The organism is Rosenbergiella collisarenosi, from assembly GCF_018494085.1.
In the GTDB taxonomy this organism is placed as follows: Bacteria; Pseudomonadota; Gammaproteobacteria; order Enterobacterales; family Enterobacteriaceae; genus Rosenbergiella; species Rosenbergiella collisarenosi.
Genome location: NZ_JABBFP010000007.1, coordinates 23,687 through 39,536, shown reverse-complemented (window position 1 = coordinate 39,536; position 15,850 = coordinate 23,687). Strand labels below are relative to the sequence as shown.

General features: G+C 51.0%; 20 protein-coding genes. 17 read left to right on the top strand and 3 right to left on the bottom strand.

Going from position 1 to position 15,850, the window contains the following annotated elements:
- Positions 1-8 precede the first annotated feature (8 nt).
- The 5 genes from fliF to HGT70_RS11470 are packed head-to-tail and all read left to right on the top strand — an operon-like array spanning position 9 to position 5,016.
- The gene (gene fliF / locus HGT70_RS11490; RefSeq protein ID WP_214195908.1) at positions 9-1,589 is read left to right on the top strand and encodes a flagellar basal-body MS-ring/collar protein FliF; all 1,581 of its coding nucleotides are present in this window, start codon (positions 9-11) and stop codon (positions 1,587-1,589) included.
- Positions 1,564-2,595, top strand: coding sequence for a FliG C-terminal domain-containing protein (locus tag HGT70_RS11485; RefSeq protein ID WP_241569682.1), 1,032 nt, complete (start codon positions 1,564-1,566; stop codon positions 2,593-2,595). Before fliF ends, HGT70_RS11485 begins: the two co-directional genes overlap by 26 nt.
- Positions 2,596-2,603: 8 nt before the next feature.
- Positions 2,604-3,281, top strand: coding sequence for a FliH/SctL family protein (locus tag HGT70_RS11480; protein ID WP_214195907.1), 678 nt, complete (start codon positions 2,604-2,606; stop codon positions 3,279-3,281).
- Positions 3,278-4,591, top strand: a complete 1,314-nt coding sequence (locus HGT70_RS11475) for a FliI/YscN family ATPase (RefSeq protein WP_214195906.1) — start codon at positions 3,278-3,280, stop codon at positions 4,589-4,591. Before HGT70_RS11480 ends, HGT70_RS11475 begins: the two co-directional genes overlap by 4 nt.
- Positions 4,591-5,016: a hypothetical protein gene (locus HGT70_RS11470; RefSeq protein ID WP_071432499.1), complete on the top strand. Its 426-nt coding sequence runs from the start codon at positions 4,591-4,593 to the stop codon at positions 5,014-5,016. The genes HGT70_RS11475 and HGT70_RS11470 overlap by 1 nt, the downstream gene beginning before the upstream one ends.
- A gap of 8 nt (positions 5,017-5,024) precedes the next feature.
- Here HGT70_RS11470 and flgN read toward each other — a convergent pair whose 3' ends face one another.
- The 3 genes from flgN to flgA form a co-directional block, all read right to left on the bottom strand.
- Positions 5,025-5,456: a flagellar export chaperone FlgN gene (gene flgN, locus HGT70_RS11465; protein ID WP_214195905.1), complete on the bottom strand. Its 432-nt coding sequence runs from the start codon at positions 5,454-5,456 to the stop codon at positions 5,025-5,027.
- Entirely contained in the window at positions 5,453-5,731 is a 279-nt protein-coding gene (gene flgM, locus HGT70_RS11460; RefSeq protein WP_071432495.1) for a flagellar biosynthesis anti-sigma factor FlgM, read from the bottom strand. The genes flgN and flgM overlap by 4 nt, the downstream gene beginning before the upstream one ends.
- A 66-nt stretch (positions 5,732-5,797) precedes the next feature.
- Positions 5,798-6,553 carry a flagellar basal body P-ring formation chaperone FlgA gene (gene flgA, locus HGT70_RS11455; RefSeq protein WP_214195904.1) on the bottom strand — a complete coding sequence of 252 codons (756 nt, stop codon included), beginning with the start codon at positions 6,551-6,553 and terminating at the stop codon, positions 5,798-5,800.
- Positions 6,554-6,652: 99 nt separating this feature from the next.
- Here flgA and HGT70_RS11450 point away from each other — a divergent pair, with 99 nt between their 5' ends.
- The 12 genes from HGT70_RS11450 to HGT70_RS11395 are packed head-to-tail and all read left to right on the top strand — an operon-like array spanning position 6,653 to position 15,829.
- Positions 6,653-7,003, top strand: coding sequence for a flagellar basal body protein (locus HGT70_RS11450; RefSeq protein ID WP_214195903.1), 351 nt, complete (start codon positions 6,653-6,655; stop codon positions 7,001-7,003).
- A gap of 15 nt (positions 7,004-7,018) precedes the next feature.
- Positions 7,019-7,438 carry a flagellar basal body rod protein FlgC gene (gene flgC / locus HGT70_RS11445; RefSeq protein ID WP_071435143.1) on the top strand — a complete coding sequence of 140 codons (420 nt, stop codon included), beginning with the start codon at positions 7,019-7,021 and terminating at the stop codon, positions 7,436-7,438.
- On the top strand, positions 7,438-8,088 hold the full coding sequence (locus HGT70_RS11440) for a flagellar hook capping FlgD N-terminal domain-containing protein (RefSeq protein WP_071432489.1): 651 nt from the start codon (positions 7,438-7,440) through the stop codon (positions 8,086-8,088). The genes flgC and HGT70_RS11440 overlap by 1 nt, the downstream gene beginning before the upstream one ends.
- Before the next feature lie 30 nt (positions 8,089-8,118).
- On the top strand, positions 8,119-8,889 hold the full coding sequence (locus tag HGT70_RS11435; RefSeq protein ID WP_071432487.1) for a flagellar hook-basal body complex protein: 771 nt from the start codon (positions 8,119-8,121) through the stop codon (positions 8,887-8,889).
- A complete protein-coding gene (gene flgF, locus HGT70_RS11430) occupies positions 8,889-9,620 on the top strand; it encodes a flagellar basal-body rod protein FlgF (RefSeq protein ID WP_214195902.1) in 732 nt (243 codons plus the stop codon). The genes HGT70_RS11435 and flgF overlap by 1 nt, the downstream gene beginning before the upstream one ends.
- A 13-nt stretch (positions 9,621-9,633) precedes the next feature.
- Entirely contained in the window at positions 9,634-10,419 is a 786-nt protein-coding gene (gene flgG / locus HGT70_RS11425; protein WP_214195901.1) for a flagellar basal-body rod protein FlgG, read from the top strand.
- Positions 10,420-10,427: 8 nt separating this feature from the next.
- Positions 10,428-11,096, top strand: a complete 669-nt coding sequence (flgH, locus tag HGT70_RS11420) for a flagellar basal body L-ring protein FlgH (RefSeq protein WP_425328686.1) — start codon at positions 10,428-10,430, stop codon at positions 11,094-11,096.
- Between the two features lie 10 nt (positions 11,097-11,106).
- Positions 11,107-12,207 carry a flagellar basal body P-ring protein FlgI gene (locus tag HGT70_RS11415; RefSeq protein WP_214195899.1) on the top strand — a complete coding sequence of 367 codons (1,101 nt, stop codon included), beginning with the start codon at positions 11,107-11,109 and terminating at the stop codon, positions 12,205-12,207.
- Positions 12,204-12,578: a rod-binding protein gene (locus HGT70_RS11410; RefSeq protein ID WP_241569683.1), complete on the top strand. Its 375-nt coding sequence runs from the start codon at positions 12,204-12,206 to the stop codon at positions 12,576-12,578. The genes HGT70_RS11415 and HGT70_RS11410 overlap by 4 nt, the downstream gene beginning before the upstream one ends.
- Positions 12,575-13,906: a flagellar hook-associated protein FlgK gene (gene flgK / locus HGT70_RS11405; RefSeq protein WP_214195898.1), complete on the top strand. Its 1,332-nt coding sequence runs from the start codon at positions 12,575-12,577 to the stop codon at positions 13,904-13,906. Before HGT70_RS11410 ends, flgK begins: the two co-directional genes overlap by 4 nt.
- A gap of 13 nt (positions 13,907-13,919) precedes the next feature.
- Positions 13,920-14,810 carry a hypothetical protein gene (locus HGT70_RS11400; RefSeq protein WP_071432481.1) on the top strand — a complete coding sequence of 297 codons (891 nt, stop codon included), beginning with the start codon at positions 13,920-13,922 and terminating at the stop codon, positions 14,808-14,810.
- A gap of 2 nt (positions 14,811-14,812) precedes the next feature.
- A complete protein-coding gene (locus tag HGT70_RS11395; RefSeq protein ID WP_071432479.1) occupies positions 14,813-15,829 on the top strand; it encodes a hypothetical protein in 1,017 nt (338 codons plus the stop codon).
- Positions 15,830-15,850 lie beyond the last annotated feature (21 nt).

Genomic DNA, 15,850 nt, shown 5'->3' with positions numbered 1-15,850 from the left:
GAAACTTGATGTTTGATTCTCTTAAATCGTGGCTGATACAACGTAATTTAACGGTCGAGTTACTGAAAAAACCCTGGGTATTGACGCTCGCTGGTGGACTATTAACGTTACTTATCGTCGCCACCTTGTGGCGTGGGCAGGTCGACTATGTTCCGCTATATGGTGCTCATCAGCATGTCTCTACTGAGGCGGTGACCAGCGCCTTAGCGAGCGAGAAAATTGCTTTTCGGATTAACCCAGATAACGGTCAAGTCTTGGTTGCCGATAATTTACTCCCGCGCGCACGTATGGCACTCGCGGCAAAAAATATTCAGCCGATCGTCGCACCGGGCTTTGAGCTACTTGATAAGGACGAGGTATTAGGCGCAAGCCAGTATATTCAAAACATCCGTTATCAACGCGGCTTAGAGGGCGAGCTCGCCCGCAGCATCATGTCGCTACAAGGGGTAGAGGACGCTCGCGTTCATTTGGGGATTCAAGCCGATAGCGGTTTCGTCCTCTCGAATCAACCGGCAAGTAGCGCGTCGGTTATCATCACGCTGACCCCAGGCATGCGCTTAACTCCGCAGCAAGTCAGAGCGGTGACGCAGCTCGTGGCGGGAAGCGTCCCGGGATTAATCGCGGCAAATGTGCATATTGTTGACCAGACGGGGGCATTACTTGATGCCGCTGCAGACGATACGCCCGCGATGGATGCCGATCTTTTACGTAACCTGAGTCAACCGATCACCCAAAACTTGGTGCAAATTCTCGATTCGGCAGTGGGGCAAAAGAACTATCGCGTTACCGTAATGCCCGATATTGATTTTAGGCATACCGAAGAGACGCAAGAAAGCTATCAAGGCGATCCCAAGGTCTTAGAAGAGCAACTCAGTAACGATACAAGTGGTCAGACTGAGGCATCAGGCGTCCCTGGTACATTAAGTAATCGCCCTACGACGGCGACGGCGAGTACGACTGAAGGGCAAAATTCGCAACGTAATGTTAGCCAAACTCAGCGTAAATACGCCTATGACCATCAAATCAAACACATCAATTACCCTGCACAGCAGCTCGCAAGGCTACAAATTGCCGTGGCGTTGAATACCGGAACAGATATCGTCGCGAAAATGTCTGATAGCCAGCTCACCCAGCTCAAAAGTTTATTAGAAAATGCAGCGGGGATAGATAGCCAGCGCGGCGACAAGCTAACGCTCGATAAACTCGCTTTTGTTGCCCCGCCTTCTGTATCGCTACCTACGCTGTCTTGGTGGCAACAGCCCGATATTCAATTTTGGGCGACCTGGGGAGGCGTCGGTGTATTACTCGTCTTACTGATCCTCGTCGTACTCCGTCCCGGAATCAAGGCGCTTATCGGTAAACGGGTCACTACAGCCTCCGAGGAACAGACGCTCGCCACAGAACAACGTTCGACGTCAGTAGGCGAGAAGCATCAGTTTGAAACTGAATCTGACTTGCCGCCACGAACATCGGGGATTGAAGATAAAGTAAGCTACTTACAACAATTGGCCGCCAATGAGACCGACCGAGTGGCTGATGTAATCAAACAGTGGATAAACAGTAATGACCGACCCCGCGACAATGTCTGACGTTTCACTCCTTACACGGCAACGTAATCGTGTCGAGCAAGCAGCCATTCTTCTGCTGAGCATTGGAGAAGATGCCGCCTCACAGGTTATGCAGAAGCTTTCTCGCGAAGAAGTGATCGTATTGAGTGAGACGATGGCTCGCTTACAAGGGGTAAAAATCTCGCAAGCCCACCAAGCGCTCAACCACTTCTTCGACGATTATCGACAACAAAGCGGGATCCATGGTGGTTCTCGCGCCTATTTACAAAATATTCTACAGAAGTCGCTGGGACAGGAAATTGCCACCAGTGTGATGAACCATATTTACGGTGATGCGATTCGTTACCGGATGGCCCGGTTACAATGGGTCGATACGACTCAACTCTCGGCACTTATTAGTCAAGAGCATGTCCAGCTACAAGCGATATTCCTAGCGTTTCTTCCACCCGATGTGGCGGCAGAGGTCCTCGCTATGCAGCCTATAGACATACAAGATAAGGTCCTGTTTAGGATTGCTCGCCTTGATGATATTAATCGCGATGTTATCGCAGAATTGGATCGTCTTATCGACAGAGGCATCTCCACCATTTCAGAGCATGGCTCGCGTATAACAGGCGCAAAACATGCGGCAAATATTATTAATCGGCTACCTGCACAGCAAGACCAATTACTGGCGCAAATGAAACAACACGATGCAGAGATATTCAAAGCACTTGAAGACCAGATGTATGAATTCTTCATCCTGAGTCGGCAGAGCGAAGAAACATTGCAACGCTTGTTTGATGAAGTCTCCTTAGAAGAGTGGGCCGTTGCGCTAAAAGGCGCTGAACCCGTCTTGCGGGAGGCACTCTTTGGAATTATGCCTAAGCGGCAGGTCGGCCAGCTAGAGCAGGCCTCTACCCGTTTAGGGCCTGTTCCGATCAGTCGGATCGAGCAAGTTAGGCGTGATATTATGACCACGCTACGTCAATTGGCGGAAGAGGGGGAAATTACCCTCCAAATGTACGCTGAACGTACGGTTGAGTAACACATGAAATGAAGAGTGACGAACTAAAACCCTATCGATTTCCACCGTTAACGTCAGCCGATTATCTGGCCGAAGAATACGTTGACCCCCCACTACCTGTCGATAACGATTCGTTACTTGACGAGGCAAAACAGGCTGGATTTCAACAAGGGCTGATAGAGGGCCGAGCGAAAGGCATCGAGCAAGGTTTTGCGGAAGGTCGGCAGCAAGGTTACGACGAAGGGCACGCGACTGGCTTAACGACCAGTAAAGCGCTGTTTGAAGAAGCAAGCTTACCCATTGATACACTCATGCAGACGCTCAACGATTTCTATGCCCGCGCTGAACATCAACAGCGCGAGGCGACATTAGCGCTAGTCACTCGTATCGCAGGGCTGGTTATTCAGCAAGAAATCGCCACACGTCCAGAGCTATTATTGAGCTGGATCGACGATAAATTAGCGCAAGAGCAGCTGCAAGGATCTGCCTTCTCGGTGCGTGTCTGCGAAGCCGACTTTCAAGCAATAGAGACGTTAGCCCCCGAAAAAGTGGCCGAATGGCGATTACTTGCACAAGCCCATCTGACTCGTGGCGAGTGTATTATTGATACGGAACAGCAGCACTTCGACCTTGGGTGCCAACAACGCCTCGATACGTGCCTCTCGACGCTAGCACAGAGTCTGAATACTTCGGATCCCGTGGCATGAAAGGGCTTGAGCAAGCACTTTCCACGCTGGGGACGGTCCCTCTTAGCCAAGATTTCGGTAAATTATGTCGTGTCACCGGGTTATTGCTCGAAGTCAGCGGCTGTCCATTAGCGATTGGTCAACGCTGCGAAGTGGCGACCGCGGATAAAAAAAGTATCCTCGCGGAAGTGGTGGGGTTTAATCGTGAATTAACTTATCTAATGCCTCTCCACAGCCTCGATGGACTGAGAAGTGGCGCCCGTGTCCTTCCCTCTAGCCAACTGTCGAGGTTAACGATCGGCGAGGAATGGCTGGGGAGAGTGTTCAATGGTTTAGGTGAGCCGGTGGATGGGAAAGGGCCGGCGATGGGGAACGTCTCGCTTCCCCTGCGTCTTCCCCGCATATCCGCCCTCGATCGGCGGCCTATTTCTCTGCCCTTGGATGTAGGGGTTCGTGCGATTAACGGTCTACTCACCCTAGGACGTGGTCAGCGGGTAGGCTTGATGGCTGGCAGTGGGGTAGGGAAAAGCGTCCTACTCGGGATGATGGCGCGGGCGACCGATGCACAGATAGTGGTTGTCGGTTTGATTGGCGAGCGCGGAAGAGAAGTTAATGAGTTCTTATTGCATACTCTTGGGGAAGAGGGGTTAAAAAAGGCGATTGTTATCGCCGCACCTGCGGACGAAAGCCCTTTAATGCGCTTAAAAGCCACTGAGCTCTGCCATACGATTGCCGCTTTTTTTCGCGATCAGGGGTTTCATGTTTTATTGATGATCGATTCTCTCACGCGGTATGCGATGGCACAGCGCGAAATCGCACTCTCTCTCGGTGAAGCTCCCGCAACCAAAGGCTATCCAGCGTCGGTATTTTCGTTGATCCCACGCTTAGTGGAAACGGCGGGTAACAGTGCCAGTGCGGGTAGCCTCACTGCCATCTATACAGTATTGGCGGAGGGGGATGATCAGCAGGACCCTATTGTCGATGCGGCGCGCGCCGTATTAGATGGTCATATTGTTCTCTCGCGCACACTCGCGGAGAGGGGCCATTTCCCGGCGATTGATATCGGTCAATCGGTGAGCCGCTGTATGAATTTAGTGACGACGGTAGAACACCGCCAGGCCGCGCGACGCTTGAAGCAACATTACGCGCGCTACCAAGAGATTAAACCGATGATAGCGCTAGGCGGCTATATACCTGGCGCAGATCGCGAAGTCGATCGTGCGGTTGAGCAAGCGCCACAGATTTTGCAATATTTACAGCAGGACGATCGACAATTAAGTCTTTATACGCAAAGTCTCGATGAACTCTTGTCGATGCCGCAGGGCGAATAATGAGTCGTTATCTCACTGAACAACTTAAATCTCTCGAACGCCTAAGGCAGCAACGCCGCCAGCAGTCGCAATACAAAGTGATCGAGCAACAGCAGCGAGTCGAACAGATGCGGAGCAAACTCGATACGCTGCAATACTTCATCGATTCGCCAACCCCCACACTGCTGGGTGGACTCGCGCTAAAAAATCATGAGAATTATACGCAAGATCTGCGTCGCTTGTATCAATGGCAACAGCAGCAGCTTCAGGCTGCTGAACAAGAATTACTGCAACGTAAAGCGCAGCTTAGCCTTAGCCATCTTCAAGAAAAACAGTTAGAACAGCACAGTGACAGGATGAGGAAAGCCGAAGAAGAGAGTCGGCAGAAGTCTGCGCAGAAGCAGAGTGATGAATTGGCTATGCTACGTTTTGGGCGTAAAAACTAGCGCCGCGCTTAAGGCTGGTAAAGCCAAGCTGCGGTATCTGGCTCGGGGAGGCAGTCGACCAAAAGCCCGTGCTGCATATCGAGGAGTTGCTGATTGTAGCGATTAGCTTGTTGGCAACGCTGTAGTTGTGTCGGCAATTCACGCCAAACCTTTAATAAATGTTCCTGCGCGGCGGGGGCTAGCCCAATCAGGAGCTGAGTCATACCCGAGTGATCCGGTGTAAGATCCAACTGTTGTAAGCCACGAAGACGCTGCTGAGCGTGCTGATGTATTTGCCGATAGTGTTGCATTAATGCGTCGGTATGACTTTCTAGTTGCGGTTGGGCAAACCTCAAAATAGCCTGGCGCTGGGCAGACAACAGCGTCTCAATCGTCTCAAAACGCTGATAGTCGTCAAGTAAATCGGCCAGTAACTGCCGGACTAGCTCAAGACGTTTCATTCCGACCTCTGATAAAAGCTAAGGATTGAGTGAGCTAACGCCTCGCCATCGAGACTAATTTCCCCGCGACTTAGCGCCGCTTTTACCTCTGCGACCTTATTCAGATCAACCTCGGGAAGTTGGCCAAGACTCTGGCGAGCATGGGTAAGGACTTGCTCGGTAGAGGGGGAGACGCTCTTCGTGATGCTCTCTTTTTCACTAGGCTCCCTCGTCGCCGGAGCGGTTAGGGGGGTGCTCACTCTATCGTTAGGGGTAGCAGGGGTTAGTTTTATCATAAAAAAATCTCCGTTTATTACCTACAACGACATGGTGGAGTGAAAAATTAAGGCATAACGCTAATTTTATTCAATCGCGCGGATCATTACCTGTTGCGAGTCGATTACCGTTCCACTTAATACTCGACCACTACGACTGTTTTTGACGCGAATCGTCGCCCCTTTTCCCCCATTCTGTAAAGCTATTCCGCTGGTGGCTAGGGCTAGACCTTGTTGTTCAATCACCAGCGTCACCGGCTGATTCCGCGAGATGAGGCGTGGCGTGCTTAACACTAGCGTTGAGAGTGGCTGGTTCTCAGCAATGGTTCGCTTAACGGTCATCTGTAATACATCATTCGGGTCTACGATAACATTCATCCGCATCGCTGGCGTGAGGAGAATGGGTGCGAGTTTACTATTCTCTGCGGTGACCACGGTTCCAGGGGGGAGGAGTTCGGCGGCAACGACTGCGGTTAAGCGTATCTCAACATCCGCCTGTGCCCTGATTACCCACGTAGGATTCGCCGTACCGCACTGAATGGTCAACGGAAATCGCGTTGGCGACTGAGTCAATGAAGGGGCGATGAATTGTAGCGGCGTACCGCAGGTGGAGGCACGCCCCTTCAGGTTAAAGAGTTTTATGTTCGGGGTAACCTGCAGTAACGACCAGGTTTGCTGTTGGCCCAACAGTTCAATCTGCGTTTTCACCCACTGCGATGCCTGCAATTCTATCGGCGAAGCCGCCACCGCATGTTGCTGAAATCCCGCGACCCCTCCCACTAACAGTGAGAGAAGGACTAGGCGCGTAAAGCGGAAGAATACCTTCCTCTTTGCCGGTTTCATAATTTTAACCCCTTGAAGTACAAGACAAAAATAACTTTTATTTATTGGCATGGAAATTGCTTAAAGCTTCTTAGGGACCGGTTAATGTGGGCATTTTAAATGAGCATCTCTTTCAGCCGTGCGTTAGGCAATAGCGTGCAGGCCATCGACTTACGATTACAACGAGCTGAAATACTAAGCAGTAACTTGGCCAATGTCGACACTCCGCATTATCAAGCCAAAGATATTGATTTCTCGGCTGAAATGCAACGCCAGGGTCAAGCGCTGACCTCTCAACCTGCACACGAGCTGTACCGGGTTCCGCAGCAAATTGGCGCGGATGGGAATACGGTCGAACTGCATAACGAACAAGCCGCATTTGCCAGCAATAGTCAGAGTTTTCAGGTCAGTTTATCTTTTCTTTCCATGCAGTTTGCAAGTATGCAAAAAGCGATTGAGGGGAAGAGTTAATGAGTCGAGGTCATGATGGGATTTAATGCTATTTACCAAATCGCGGGCTCTGCGATGAATGCTCAGATGATTCGCTTAAATACGGTTGCCAGTAATCTCGCGAATGCAGATACACCCGCCACCTCTGCAGATGGCGTCTATCAAGCCCGGGTTCCAGTGTTTAGTACGGTATACCACCAAGCGGCACAGGCTGACACGTCATCCGCAGGTGTTGCCGTGACGGCAATAAACCAGCAGCCCGGTTCCGTCGCGCGTTACGAGCCGAATCATCCCTTAGCGGACGCACAAGGTTATGTTTATTATCCGGCCATCAATACCGTCGATCAGATGGCGGACATGATGTCGGCCAGCCGTAGCTTTGAAACTAACGTCGATGTACTGACTAACGTTAAAAGTATGCAGCAGAGCTTATTACGCCTAGGTGAGGCCACTTAATGAATATTAATAACAGCTCGGCAGCGACCGCCACTCAGACAAATAGCGCTACCGCGACTACCAATAACCAAGTTAGCGATATGTTCTTACAGCTGCTGGTTGCACAAATAAAAAACCAAGATCCGACCAATCCTACGGATGGTAAAGAGTATGTCAGTCAACTCGCTCAATTGAGCCAGGTCCAATCGATGGACAGTATTTCGAGTTTGATGACCAGCACCTCTCGCCAAGTCAGCTCGTTACAGAAACAAAGTATTGGCGCGTTGACGGGACAAAAGGTCATGGTTGCCACGGATCAGCTATCGACAGATGGCTCGACGGCCGTTGCGGGGCGCACGACCTTGGCGCACGCCGCCTCTCAGGTCACGGTTACTCTGAAAGATACTGTAGGTAATAGTTACCCGTTCTCGCTTGGCGCAGCTTCCGCTGGCGATGTGAACTTCACCGTCGATCCCAAAACGTTAGGCCTTCCTGCAGGCACTTATAGCCTGAATGTGACGACAGACAATAATCAAAGTGGCTTGACGACCGAATTAATGGGGAAAGTGCAGGCCGTACGCTTTCCGCTGTCAGGGAGTGACCCGGTGTTAAGCCTACAAGGAATTGGCGATGCCAATTATAGCGCCATCACCCAATTTACCATGGCGTAGCCTTCGACAACGATTTGAGGAAATAAAAAAATGAGTTTTACTATCGCGGTTCGTGGGCTAAATGCAGTGAGCGCCCAACTCAATACTATCTCTAACAACATCGCGAATGCGGATACGGTCGGCTATAAATCGGGGCGTGAGAATTTTTCGGCATTGTACGTCGATGGCGTAGGTAACGGTGTTCTCGACCAAGGTGCCCAGCAAAGCCTCGGCACGAATGGTTCGGTCGTTAATGGGTCGAGTAGCTTAGATTTGGCGATTAGCGGAAAAGGCTTTTTCGTCTTACAAGATACAAATGGTAGTCAAAAATTTAGCCGCGCGGGCTACGTCCAAGTTGATAAAGATGGCTATCTGGTCAACAACAATGGGCTGAAATACGAAGGCTATGCAGCAGGCTCGACAGGCGGCGCAGTGTCTCCGTTACTTATCCCACAAACGCAAAATAATGGCACATTGAGTGGCGTCAATCTCGATGAAAAGGGTAATGTGCAAGCGACCTATACTAACGGTGAAACCGTCCCGTCGGGACAAGTCGTCCTCGCGAGTTTTGCCAATATGGATCAACTGCAATCCGAAGATGGTACCGTCTGGCGCGCCACACAATCTTCAGGCGCTCCACAATTCGGCATTGCACAAACCGGCGTATTCGGAAGCTTGCATAACGGCTCTTTAGAATCTTCGAATGTCGATTTAACCAGTGAACTGGTTAATTTGATGAGCGCACAACGCAACTACCAAGCAAACACTAAAGTTATCAGCACTGATAGCAGTATGTTTACTGCGCTGTTCCAAGCGATCTAATGGATAGATTACTCTACACCGCACTGAGCGGGGCCACTGTTGCGCAGCAACAGCAGCAGATCCACGCCAACAACTTGGCTAACGTTAATACGGAAGGATTTCGCGCCGATCTCGCGTTCGCACAGCAGCAAGCTCTGTCACAACGTCAGAATGAAACGCGCATTCTTAGCGCCGAACAGCCTTCGGGCGTCGACCTCTCGGCTGGCGCTATCCAGTCGACCGGAAGAAATCTGGACGTCGCGATTCAGGGTGAAGGCTATCTTACCTTAGTCACGGGGCAAGGGGAGGCCTATACACGGGATGGCCAGTTGACGGTAGATCAGCAAGGGCAGATGTTTGCACACGGCTATCCGGTAGCGGGCGATAATGGCCCGATCGTTTTACCCCCTTTCTCATCGGTGAGTATTGGTGCCGACGGCATTGTGTCGATTGTGCCGCAAGAGAGTGGTAATACGACGCCGATCGAGGTTGACCGCATTAAGTTGGCCAGCCCTCCCGCCGCCAGTCTCTCCAAGAATGAGCAAGGATTACTGGTGAGTAGTAACCGCACTAATCCGGTCGATGAAACGATCAGCCTCGTCTCTGGGCACCTCGAAGGATCGAATGTTTCAGCCATCAGCGAAATGCTTGCCAGTATGTCCATCAATCGACAGTTCGAAGCACAAATCAAAATGATGAAAACGGCTGATGATTTAGCTTCTAGCGGTAATCAGTTACTTAGAAATAGTTAAGCGAGAGTGAATCATGAATCCAGCGTTATGGATCAGTAAAACCGGACTCAGCGCCCAAGATGCTCGGCTGACCTCTATTTCCAACAATCTTGCAAACGTTAATACCACGGCGTTTAAAAAAGATCGGACGTTATTTGCAGATCTTTTCTATCAGAACCAGCGTGCGGCGGGGAGTCCATTAGATCAGCAGGATAATACGCCCACGGGTACGCAGTATGGAACGGGAGTAAAGATTGTCGGCACGCAGAAAGAGTTTAGTGTCGGGAATATCCAAAACACCGGGCAAAAGCTGGATGTTGCCATTACCGGAGACGGCTTCTTCCAAGTCCAGTTGGCAAATGGGGATACGGGATACACTCGCGCCGGCAACTTTCAGCGTAATCAAGATGGTGTGCTCACCACCGCACAAGGCCTGCCACTACAGCCACAAATTGAAATCCCCGCCAATACGACGGACATTCAGATTGGTAAGGATGGCACGGTGCGCGCAACCGTCGCAGGTCAGACCGAGCCCGAAGAGCTAGGGCAGCTGACGCTGGTTAATTTTATGAATCCAGCCGGACTCTCTGCGCAAGGCGATAACCTTTATCAAGAAACGGCAGCCAGCGGTGAACCTACCGAAGGAACCCCGGGAGAAGATGGGCTAGGGCAGCTTGAGCAAGGGGCGCTGGAAGGATCTAATGTGCAAGTCGTTGAAGAAATGGTCGACATGATAACGGTACAGCGTGCGTATGAAATGAACGCCAAAATGGTTTCCGCCGCCGACGATATGCTGAAATTCGTGACGCAGACGCTATAGGAAAGATGATGCGCTACTCAATGCTACTCGCCGCCGCGATGATGTTTTTACTCTCAGGATGTGAAAGCTCCCCTTATCTAGTGAAGAAAGACGATGAGGCTTACGCTCCTCCTGACGAAATTATCGCGCCTGAAACGGTTAATCATGGCGGCGGGGTATTTACAACTGGCTTTAATTGGTCGCTAACTCAAGACCGGCGTGCCTATCGGGTCGGCGATATCCTTACCGTGAAATTGGATGAAGCGACCCAGGCCAGTAAGCAAGCGAAGACAGGGTTCGATAAAAAGAATGATACGACCTTTGGCATTCCTAACATCTTTGGCCATTCCGTTAATGATCTTTCAGCGTCGGTGGATGGCTCCCGTAATTTCAACGGTAATGGCAGTTCACAACAACAAAACAGCCTGAAAGGCTTTATCTCTGTTGCGGTATACCGGGTATTAGCTAATGGCGTATTGGTGATCCGTGGTGAAAAATGGTTAACCCTCAATCAAGGGGATGAATATATCCGGATCACCGGTCTGGTCCGTGCGGACGATATCGACCGAGATAATTCAGTTAATTCACAACGCATTGCGAATGCGCGGATTTCCTATGCGGGACGCGGAGCACTCAGCGATGCTAACAGCGCTGGATGGCTGACTCGCTTCTTTAATCATCCACTTTTCCCAATGTAAGGGGTATTGCGTGCGTGTTGGATTACTCTTATTAACGGTGTTATCGGGGCTGTTCCCCCTCTCACTTTATGCTGCACGTCTCGGCGATCTTGTCGACGTAGAGGGAATTCGTGGTAACCAGCTGATTGGTTACAGCTTAGTGGTTGGTCTTGACGGCACTGGCGATAAAAACCAGGTGCGTTTTACCAACCAATCGGTGACGAATATGTTACGGCAGTTCGGGGTACAGCTACCGGCGAAAATCGATCCTAAGGTCAAAAACGTTGCGGCCGTCGCGGTGAGCGCCATTCTTCCCCCCGGCTATAGCCGTGGACAGGCTATCGATGTGACGGTTTCATCGATAGGTGATGCGAAGAGCTTACGTGGAGGCACGCTACTGTTGGCGCAACTACGGGGTGCAGATGGTGAAATTTATGCGCTCGCGCAAGGAAGCGTGGTGGTGGGGGGGATGCAAGCCCAGGGCAGTAGTGGCTCCAGCATAACCGTTAATACGCCTACGGCAGGGCTTATCCCTAACGGTGCAACCATAGAGCGTGAAATCGCGACTGATTTCCAGAGTAATAATCTCGTCTATCTGAATTTACATCGGCCTGAGTTTAAGACCGCGAATAATATCGCGGCAGCACTAAACCAAAATTTTGGCTATGGCACGGCGACGGCAGAGAGTGCCACACGTATCGCGGTTAAGGCGCCGTTAAGCTCTGGTAGCCGGGTTGCCTTTATGTCGGAACTGGAGGATGTTGAGGTGATCCCCGGTAAAATGTCGCCACGGGTCGTCTTCAATTCTCGTACCGGTACCGTTGTGATTGGCGAAAACGTAGTGGTCCACGCCGCCGCCGTTTCTCAAGGGAATTTAACGGTTACCATTCGCGAAACAGCCAATATTAGCCAACCGGGACCGTTAAGTAATGGCCGCACCGCGGTTACGCCACAAAGCGAGTTACGTGTGAACCAAGGGAATGGACATAGCGTTGTCATCCCAACCTCTACTACGTTACGTAGCATTGTCAACGCGCTGAATAGTCTCGGGGCAACGCCGGAAGATATTATGTCGATTCTGCAGGCACTGCACGAAGCGGGCGCTTTAGACGCTGAGTTGGTCGTGATATGACATCATCAATAACATCCTCAATGGGTATCACCGATGCCCTGTTACCAGGTGATATTGGGGACCAACGAAAACCCCATTCATTGCAACAAGCGGCGGAACAGTTCGAAAACCAGTTTCTTCGGCAGATGATTAAAGAGATGCGGCAAGCAACGGAAGCCTTGGCGAAAGATTCTCCGTTTGATAGCAAACAACAGACCATGTGGCGAGATTTTTACGACGATCAACTCAGCGCAGACTTGGCCGCCACCCATTCAACCGGATTGGCGGAAATGATCGTTAAACAGCTTTCTCCACCCGCTTCCCCTTCAGAATCAGGGCAAGTAGGTCGTTCTTTACCGATAGAACCGAAAAAAACGGATAAAGACCGATGATGAATCTTTTCAACATAGCGGCCCAAGGCGCACAGGCCGCCCAGAATCAGCTTTCTGTGGCGGCAGGAAATATTGCTAATCAGCAAACCGCCGGTTACTCGCGCCAGCAGATCACCCAAAGTGCGACAATGGCCGCTTCTGTGGGGAATGGCGTTAGAACCAGTGACCCTAGCAGGATCACCGACCAAAGCCTTAATCAGGCGTTGTGGCGAACCGAGAGTTCAGTCGGTTACTATCAATCGCTGAATAGCTGGGGGACATCGTTAGAAAAGGTTATCTCGTCAAGCGCCTCACAACCCTCGACGCTATTGACCTCCTTTTTTAATTCGCTCAGCGCCCTCACGAATCAGCCCGATTCCACTGCGTATCGACAACAACTGATGACAAGTGCGACGAGCTTGGCTAATGGGCTCTCGCAAACCAGTGCCACAGTTGCGGACCAACAAACGAGTATTCGTCAGCAACAGGTGTCAACGACTCAGCAAGTGAATCAATTAACGGCGCAGATAGCCGATCTCAATCAGCAGATCGAGCACTTAGGGGCGGGATCGGAAAGTAATAGTTTACAGGACCAACGCGATCAGCAGGTCAAGACCTTAAGTGGACTCATGGCCGTATCGGTAGAGAAGACAGATACCGGTAGCTACACCCTGACAACGCAAGGCCTAAAACTGGTCGAGGGTAAGCAAGCAGCAGTGATTTCTGTGAGTCAGAATTCACAAACAACAGGCCAGTTACAGGTCGATTTTGAGCAAAAGTCCTCCATGCTCTCAACCGCGATCGGCGGCCAGCTGGGCGCCTTGTCTGATTATCAGCAGCAGGTGCTCACTCCCTTGCAGACACAGGTAACAGGCTTAATGAAATCGGTAAGCAGTCAAGTGAATGAAACGCTTGCAAAAGGCTACGATCTTCAGGGGGAAAGTGGTGCCGCACTATTTAGTTTCACTACCGATAACGCTGGCGTCGCACACTTGTCGACCACCGCCTTGACACCTGCGCAGCTGGGGCTGTCGCTGGATAAAAAGAGCCCAGCCAACGGTGATAATCTGGCGGCATTAACCGGGTTACGGGCTAAGAGTGAGATCAACGACTCAGCCTCGGCGATAACGAGCAATTTGGCACTCGCCAATAGCCAAAGCAGCAACCAACTCTCCGTTGCCAGCGCCGTCAACCAGCAGTGGCAACAGCAGCGCGATAACTTAAGCGCAGTCAATAAAGATGAAGAGGCGGTTAATTTGCAGACCTACCTACAATCTTATCAAGCCAACATGAAAGTGATGTCGGTAGGTAACCAGTTATTCAGCGACTTGCTGACTATTTTCAGCTAGTAGGGGGCTCGTCATGCGCATTAGTAGTCTTAGTCAGCCACAAAGAATGTTGACGACATTAGAAACGGGTAATACCCAAATACAGAAGTACCAAGATCAGCTTGCGACGCAGCAAAAGCAGACACTTCCTTCAGAAGACCCGCTAAATGCCAAGCGTGTAGCACTGCTAACACAGCAACAAGCTACCACGAGTCAATACCAGAAAAATATTACTACGGCGAATGACGCACTGACTCAGCAAGACACCTTACTCAGTAGCATGAGTGACCTGGTTCTATCGCTACAAGACCAACTGCGCAGCATGAATACTGCGACAAAATCGTCGACGGACTTCACGACTCAGCTCTCAACCCTAACCGAAGGTATGGTTAACCTCCTGAATAGCCAAGACGCAGAAGGGCATTATATTTTTGCCGGGACGAATCGGGATAATCCTCCTGTAACCAAAGTCGCGGGAAAATATCAATGGCAGGGGAATCAGGAAGGGGTGAGTGTCCAAGTTGGGCAGCAGCAAAGCATCAGTGGGAGTACAGATGTGAGTACGCTGTTTGCCGCCAATGACGATCCATTACGTTTTATCAACAGCCTTAGCCAGCTCGCTCAGTCGACCAGTAGCGCCTCGCCGGATAGCACGACGCTCTCAACCCTACTACAACAGAGTAGCGAGGTATCTGCTAAGGTGGGGAGTGCGAGAGGCTCTATCGGTAGCCGCCAAAATCAACTGACCCAGCTCACGGATATGTATACCGATCTGACGGCGGCGAACAGCGAAGTACTGAACCAATTACAAAGCCCGGATACCGCAGAAACGACACTTCAGCTACAATCTTGGCTAAAGACCGTCGAGTACAGCAGTAAGGCGTATGGCTTAATGAACCAGTTTTCCATGTTTGATGTGATTTAATCATGTTATCACCCCTCTCTTCAGGCACATTCCATCGTCCGCTTAGCGGTGACAGTACGCCGCACTTGCCCGCGGCGTCGACCTCCAATGAGTTACTTGAGCGTGTTGCGGCTCCCCATCGTGCATTGCGGTTTCCCGATGAGTTATTCATTAGCCGCGATCCGCAGCGCTTTAATACCCAGCTTAATCAACAAATCACCGCGGTGCAGCGTGCTGCCGATTACTTGGTAGAAACGGAGTCCTCGTTAAGGGGCTTAGCGCAGCCGATGAGCCGCGATATGCGACACGCCCAATTACGGCGCACTCGGCAACTGTTAGAACGCCGCATACGGCAATCCGGCGGTACGGTGGATCGAAACTTCCACGCGTGCGTCGATAGGCCTGCTCAGATCGTTTTCCATTGCGCAGCATTAGAAGCCTTACTCTTTACCGATCAGCGAGAAATTATCACCTTTGGCTTAGGCGAGGGAACATTTCGACGCTGGGTCTCCTTAGTGATAACTCCCGATATGCCATTGATGCAGCGAATTTTTGCGTTAAATCGAGCGTTAGGTCAGCTATCAATATGGGCGGTCTACGATCTTCCTCAGCAGCGTCTCGTCTTCACCCTACCTGAGAGCCGTTGGCCGCAACTGGCGAGCTGGGTGGTGCGAGGCGGTGGTGGTTGCTTTGCCGCGGATAGTTTAACGTTGCTACAGCCATTACCTATCGCCTGCTTCGAGCAGCAATTACAGCAGCTATTAGACGGAAATACGCGCGTCGCCGGATTGAGCGCCGATCAGGCGCTACGCTATTTACAGCAGGAACGTCAAAAGCTACAACAACAACGCCAGCAGGTTGACCGTCAACTGACGCAACATAACAGTTCGCTGGAGAGCCAGCAGGCATTACGTTTAGCAAAACAGATACGCCAACAGTTGGCGGCAAGCCACGGTAGTTTTCGCGGATTAAATCAAGCCTTGCAGTGCCAAGCTCATTTACCGCAAGCCGTGGTACAGCAGCTGATGGTAGGGAAATAAAATAATTTTACGCTAGCCCTT

Bases quoted from the DNA above. Each gene is read 5' to 3' on its own strand.
- fliF (WP_214195908.1), top strand. From the start codon at position 9: ATGTTTGATTCTCTTAAATCGTGGCTGATACAACGTAATTTAACGGTC.
- HGT70_RS11485 (WP_241569682.1), top strand. From the start codon at position 1,564: ATGACCGACCCCGCGACAATGTCTGACGTTTCACTCCTTACACGGCAA.
- HGT70_RS11480 (WP_214195907.1), top strand. From the start codon at position 2,604: ATGAAGAGTGACGAACTAAAACCCTATCGATTTCCACCGTTAACGTCA.
- HGT70_RS11475 (WP_214195906.1), top strand. From the start codon at position 3,278: ATGAAAGGGCTTGAGCAAGCACTTTCCACGCTGGGGACGGTCCCTCTT.
- HGT70_RS11470 (WP_071432499.1), top strand. From the start codon at position 4,591: ATGAGTCGTTATCTCACTGAACAACTTAAATCTCTCGAACGCCTAAGG.
- flgN (WP_214195905.1), bottom strand. From the start codon at position 5,456: ATGAAACGTCTTGAGCTAGTCCGGCAGTTACTGGCCGATTTACTTGAC.
- flgM (WP_071432495.1), bottom strand. From the start codon at position 5,731: ATGATAAAACTAACCCCTGCTACCCCTAACGATAGAGTGAGCACCCCC.
- flgA (WP_214195904.1), bottom strand. From the start codon at position 6,553: ATGAAACCGGCAAAGAGGAAGGTATTCTTCCGCTTTACGCGCCTAGTC.
- HGT70_RS11450 (WP_214195903.1), top strand. From the start codon at position 6,653: ATGAGCATCTCTTTCAGCCGTGCGTTAGGCAATAGCGTGCAGGCCATC.
- flgC (WP_071435143.1), top strand. From the start codon at position 7,019: ATGGGATTTAATGCTATTTACCAAATCGCGGGCTCTGCGATGAATGCT.
- HGT70_RS11440 (WP_071432489.1), top strand. From the start codon at position 7,438: ATGAATATTAATAACAGCTCGGCAGCGACCGCCACTCAGACAAATAGC.
- HGT70_RS11435 (WP_071432487.1), top strand. From the start codon at position 8,119: ATGAGTTTTACTATCGCGGTTCGTGGGCTAAATGCAGTGAGCGCCCAA.
- flgF (WP_214195902.1), top strand. From the start codon at position 8,889: ATGGATAGATTACTCTACACCGCACTGAGCGGGGCCACTGTTGCGCAG.
- flgG (WP_214195901.1), top strand. From the start codon at position 9,634: ATGAATCCAGCGTTATGGATCAGTAAAACCGGACTCAGCGCCCAAGAT.
- flgH (WP_425328686.1), top strand. From the start codon at position 10,428: ATGCGCTACTCAATGCTACTCGCCGCCGCGATGATGTTTTTACTCTCA.
- HGT70_RS11410 (WP_241569683.1), top strand. From the start codon at position 12,204: ATGACATCATCAATAACATCCTCAATGGGTATCACCGATGCCCTGTTA.
- flgK (WP_214195898.1), top strand. From the start codon at position 12,575: ATGATGAATCTTTTCAACATAGCGGCCCAAGGCGCACAGGCCGCCCAG.
- HGT70_RS11400 (WP_071432481.1), top strand. From the start codon at position 13,920: ATGCGCATTAGTAGTCTTAGTCAGCCACAAAGAATGTTGACGACATTA.
- HGT70_RS11395 (WP_071432479.1), top strand. From the start codon at position 14,813: ATGTTATCACCCCTCTCTTCAGGCACATTCCATCGTCCGCTTAGCGGT.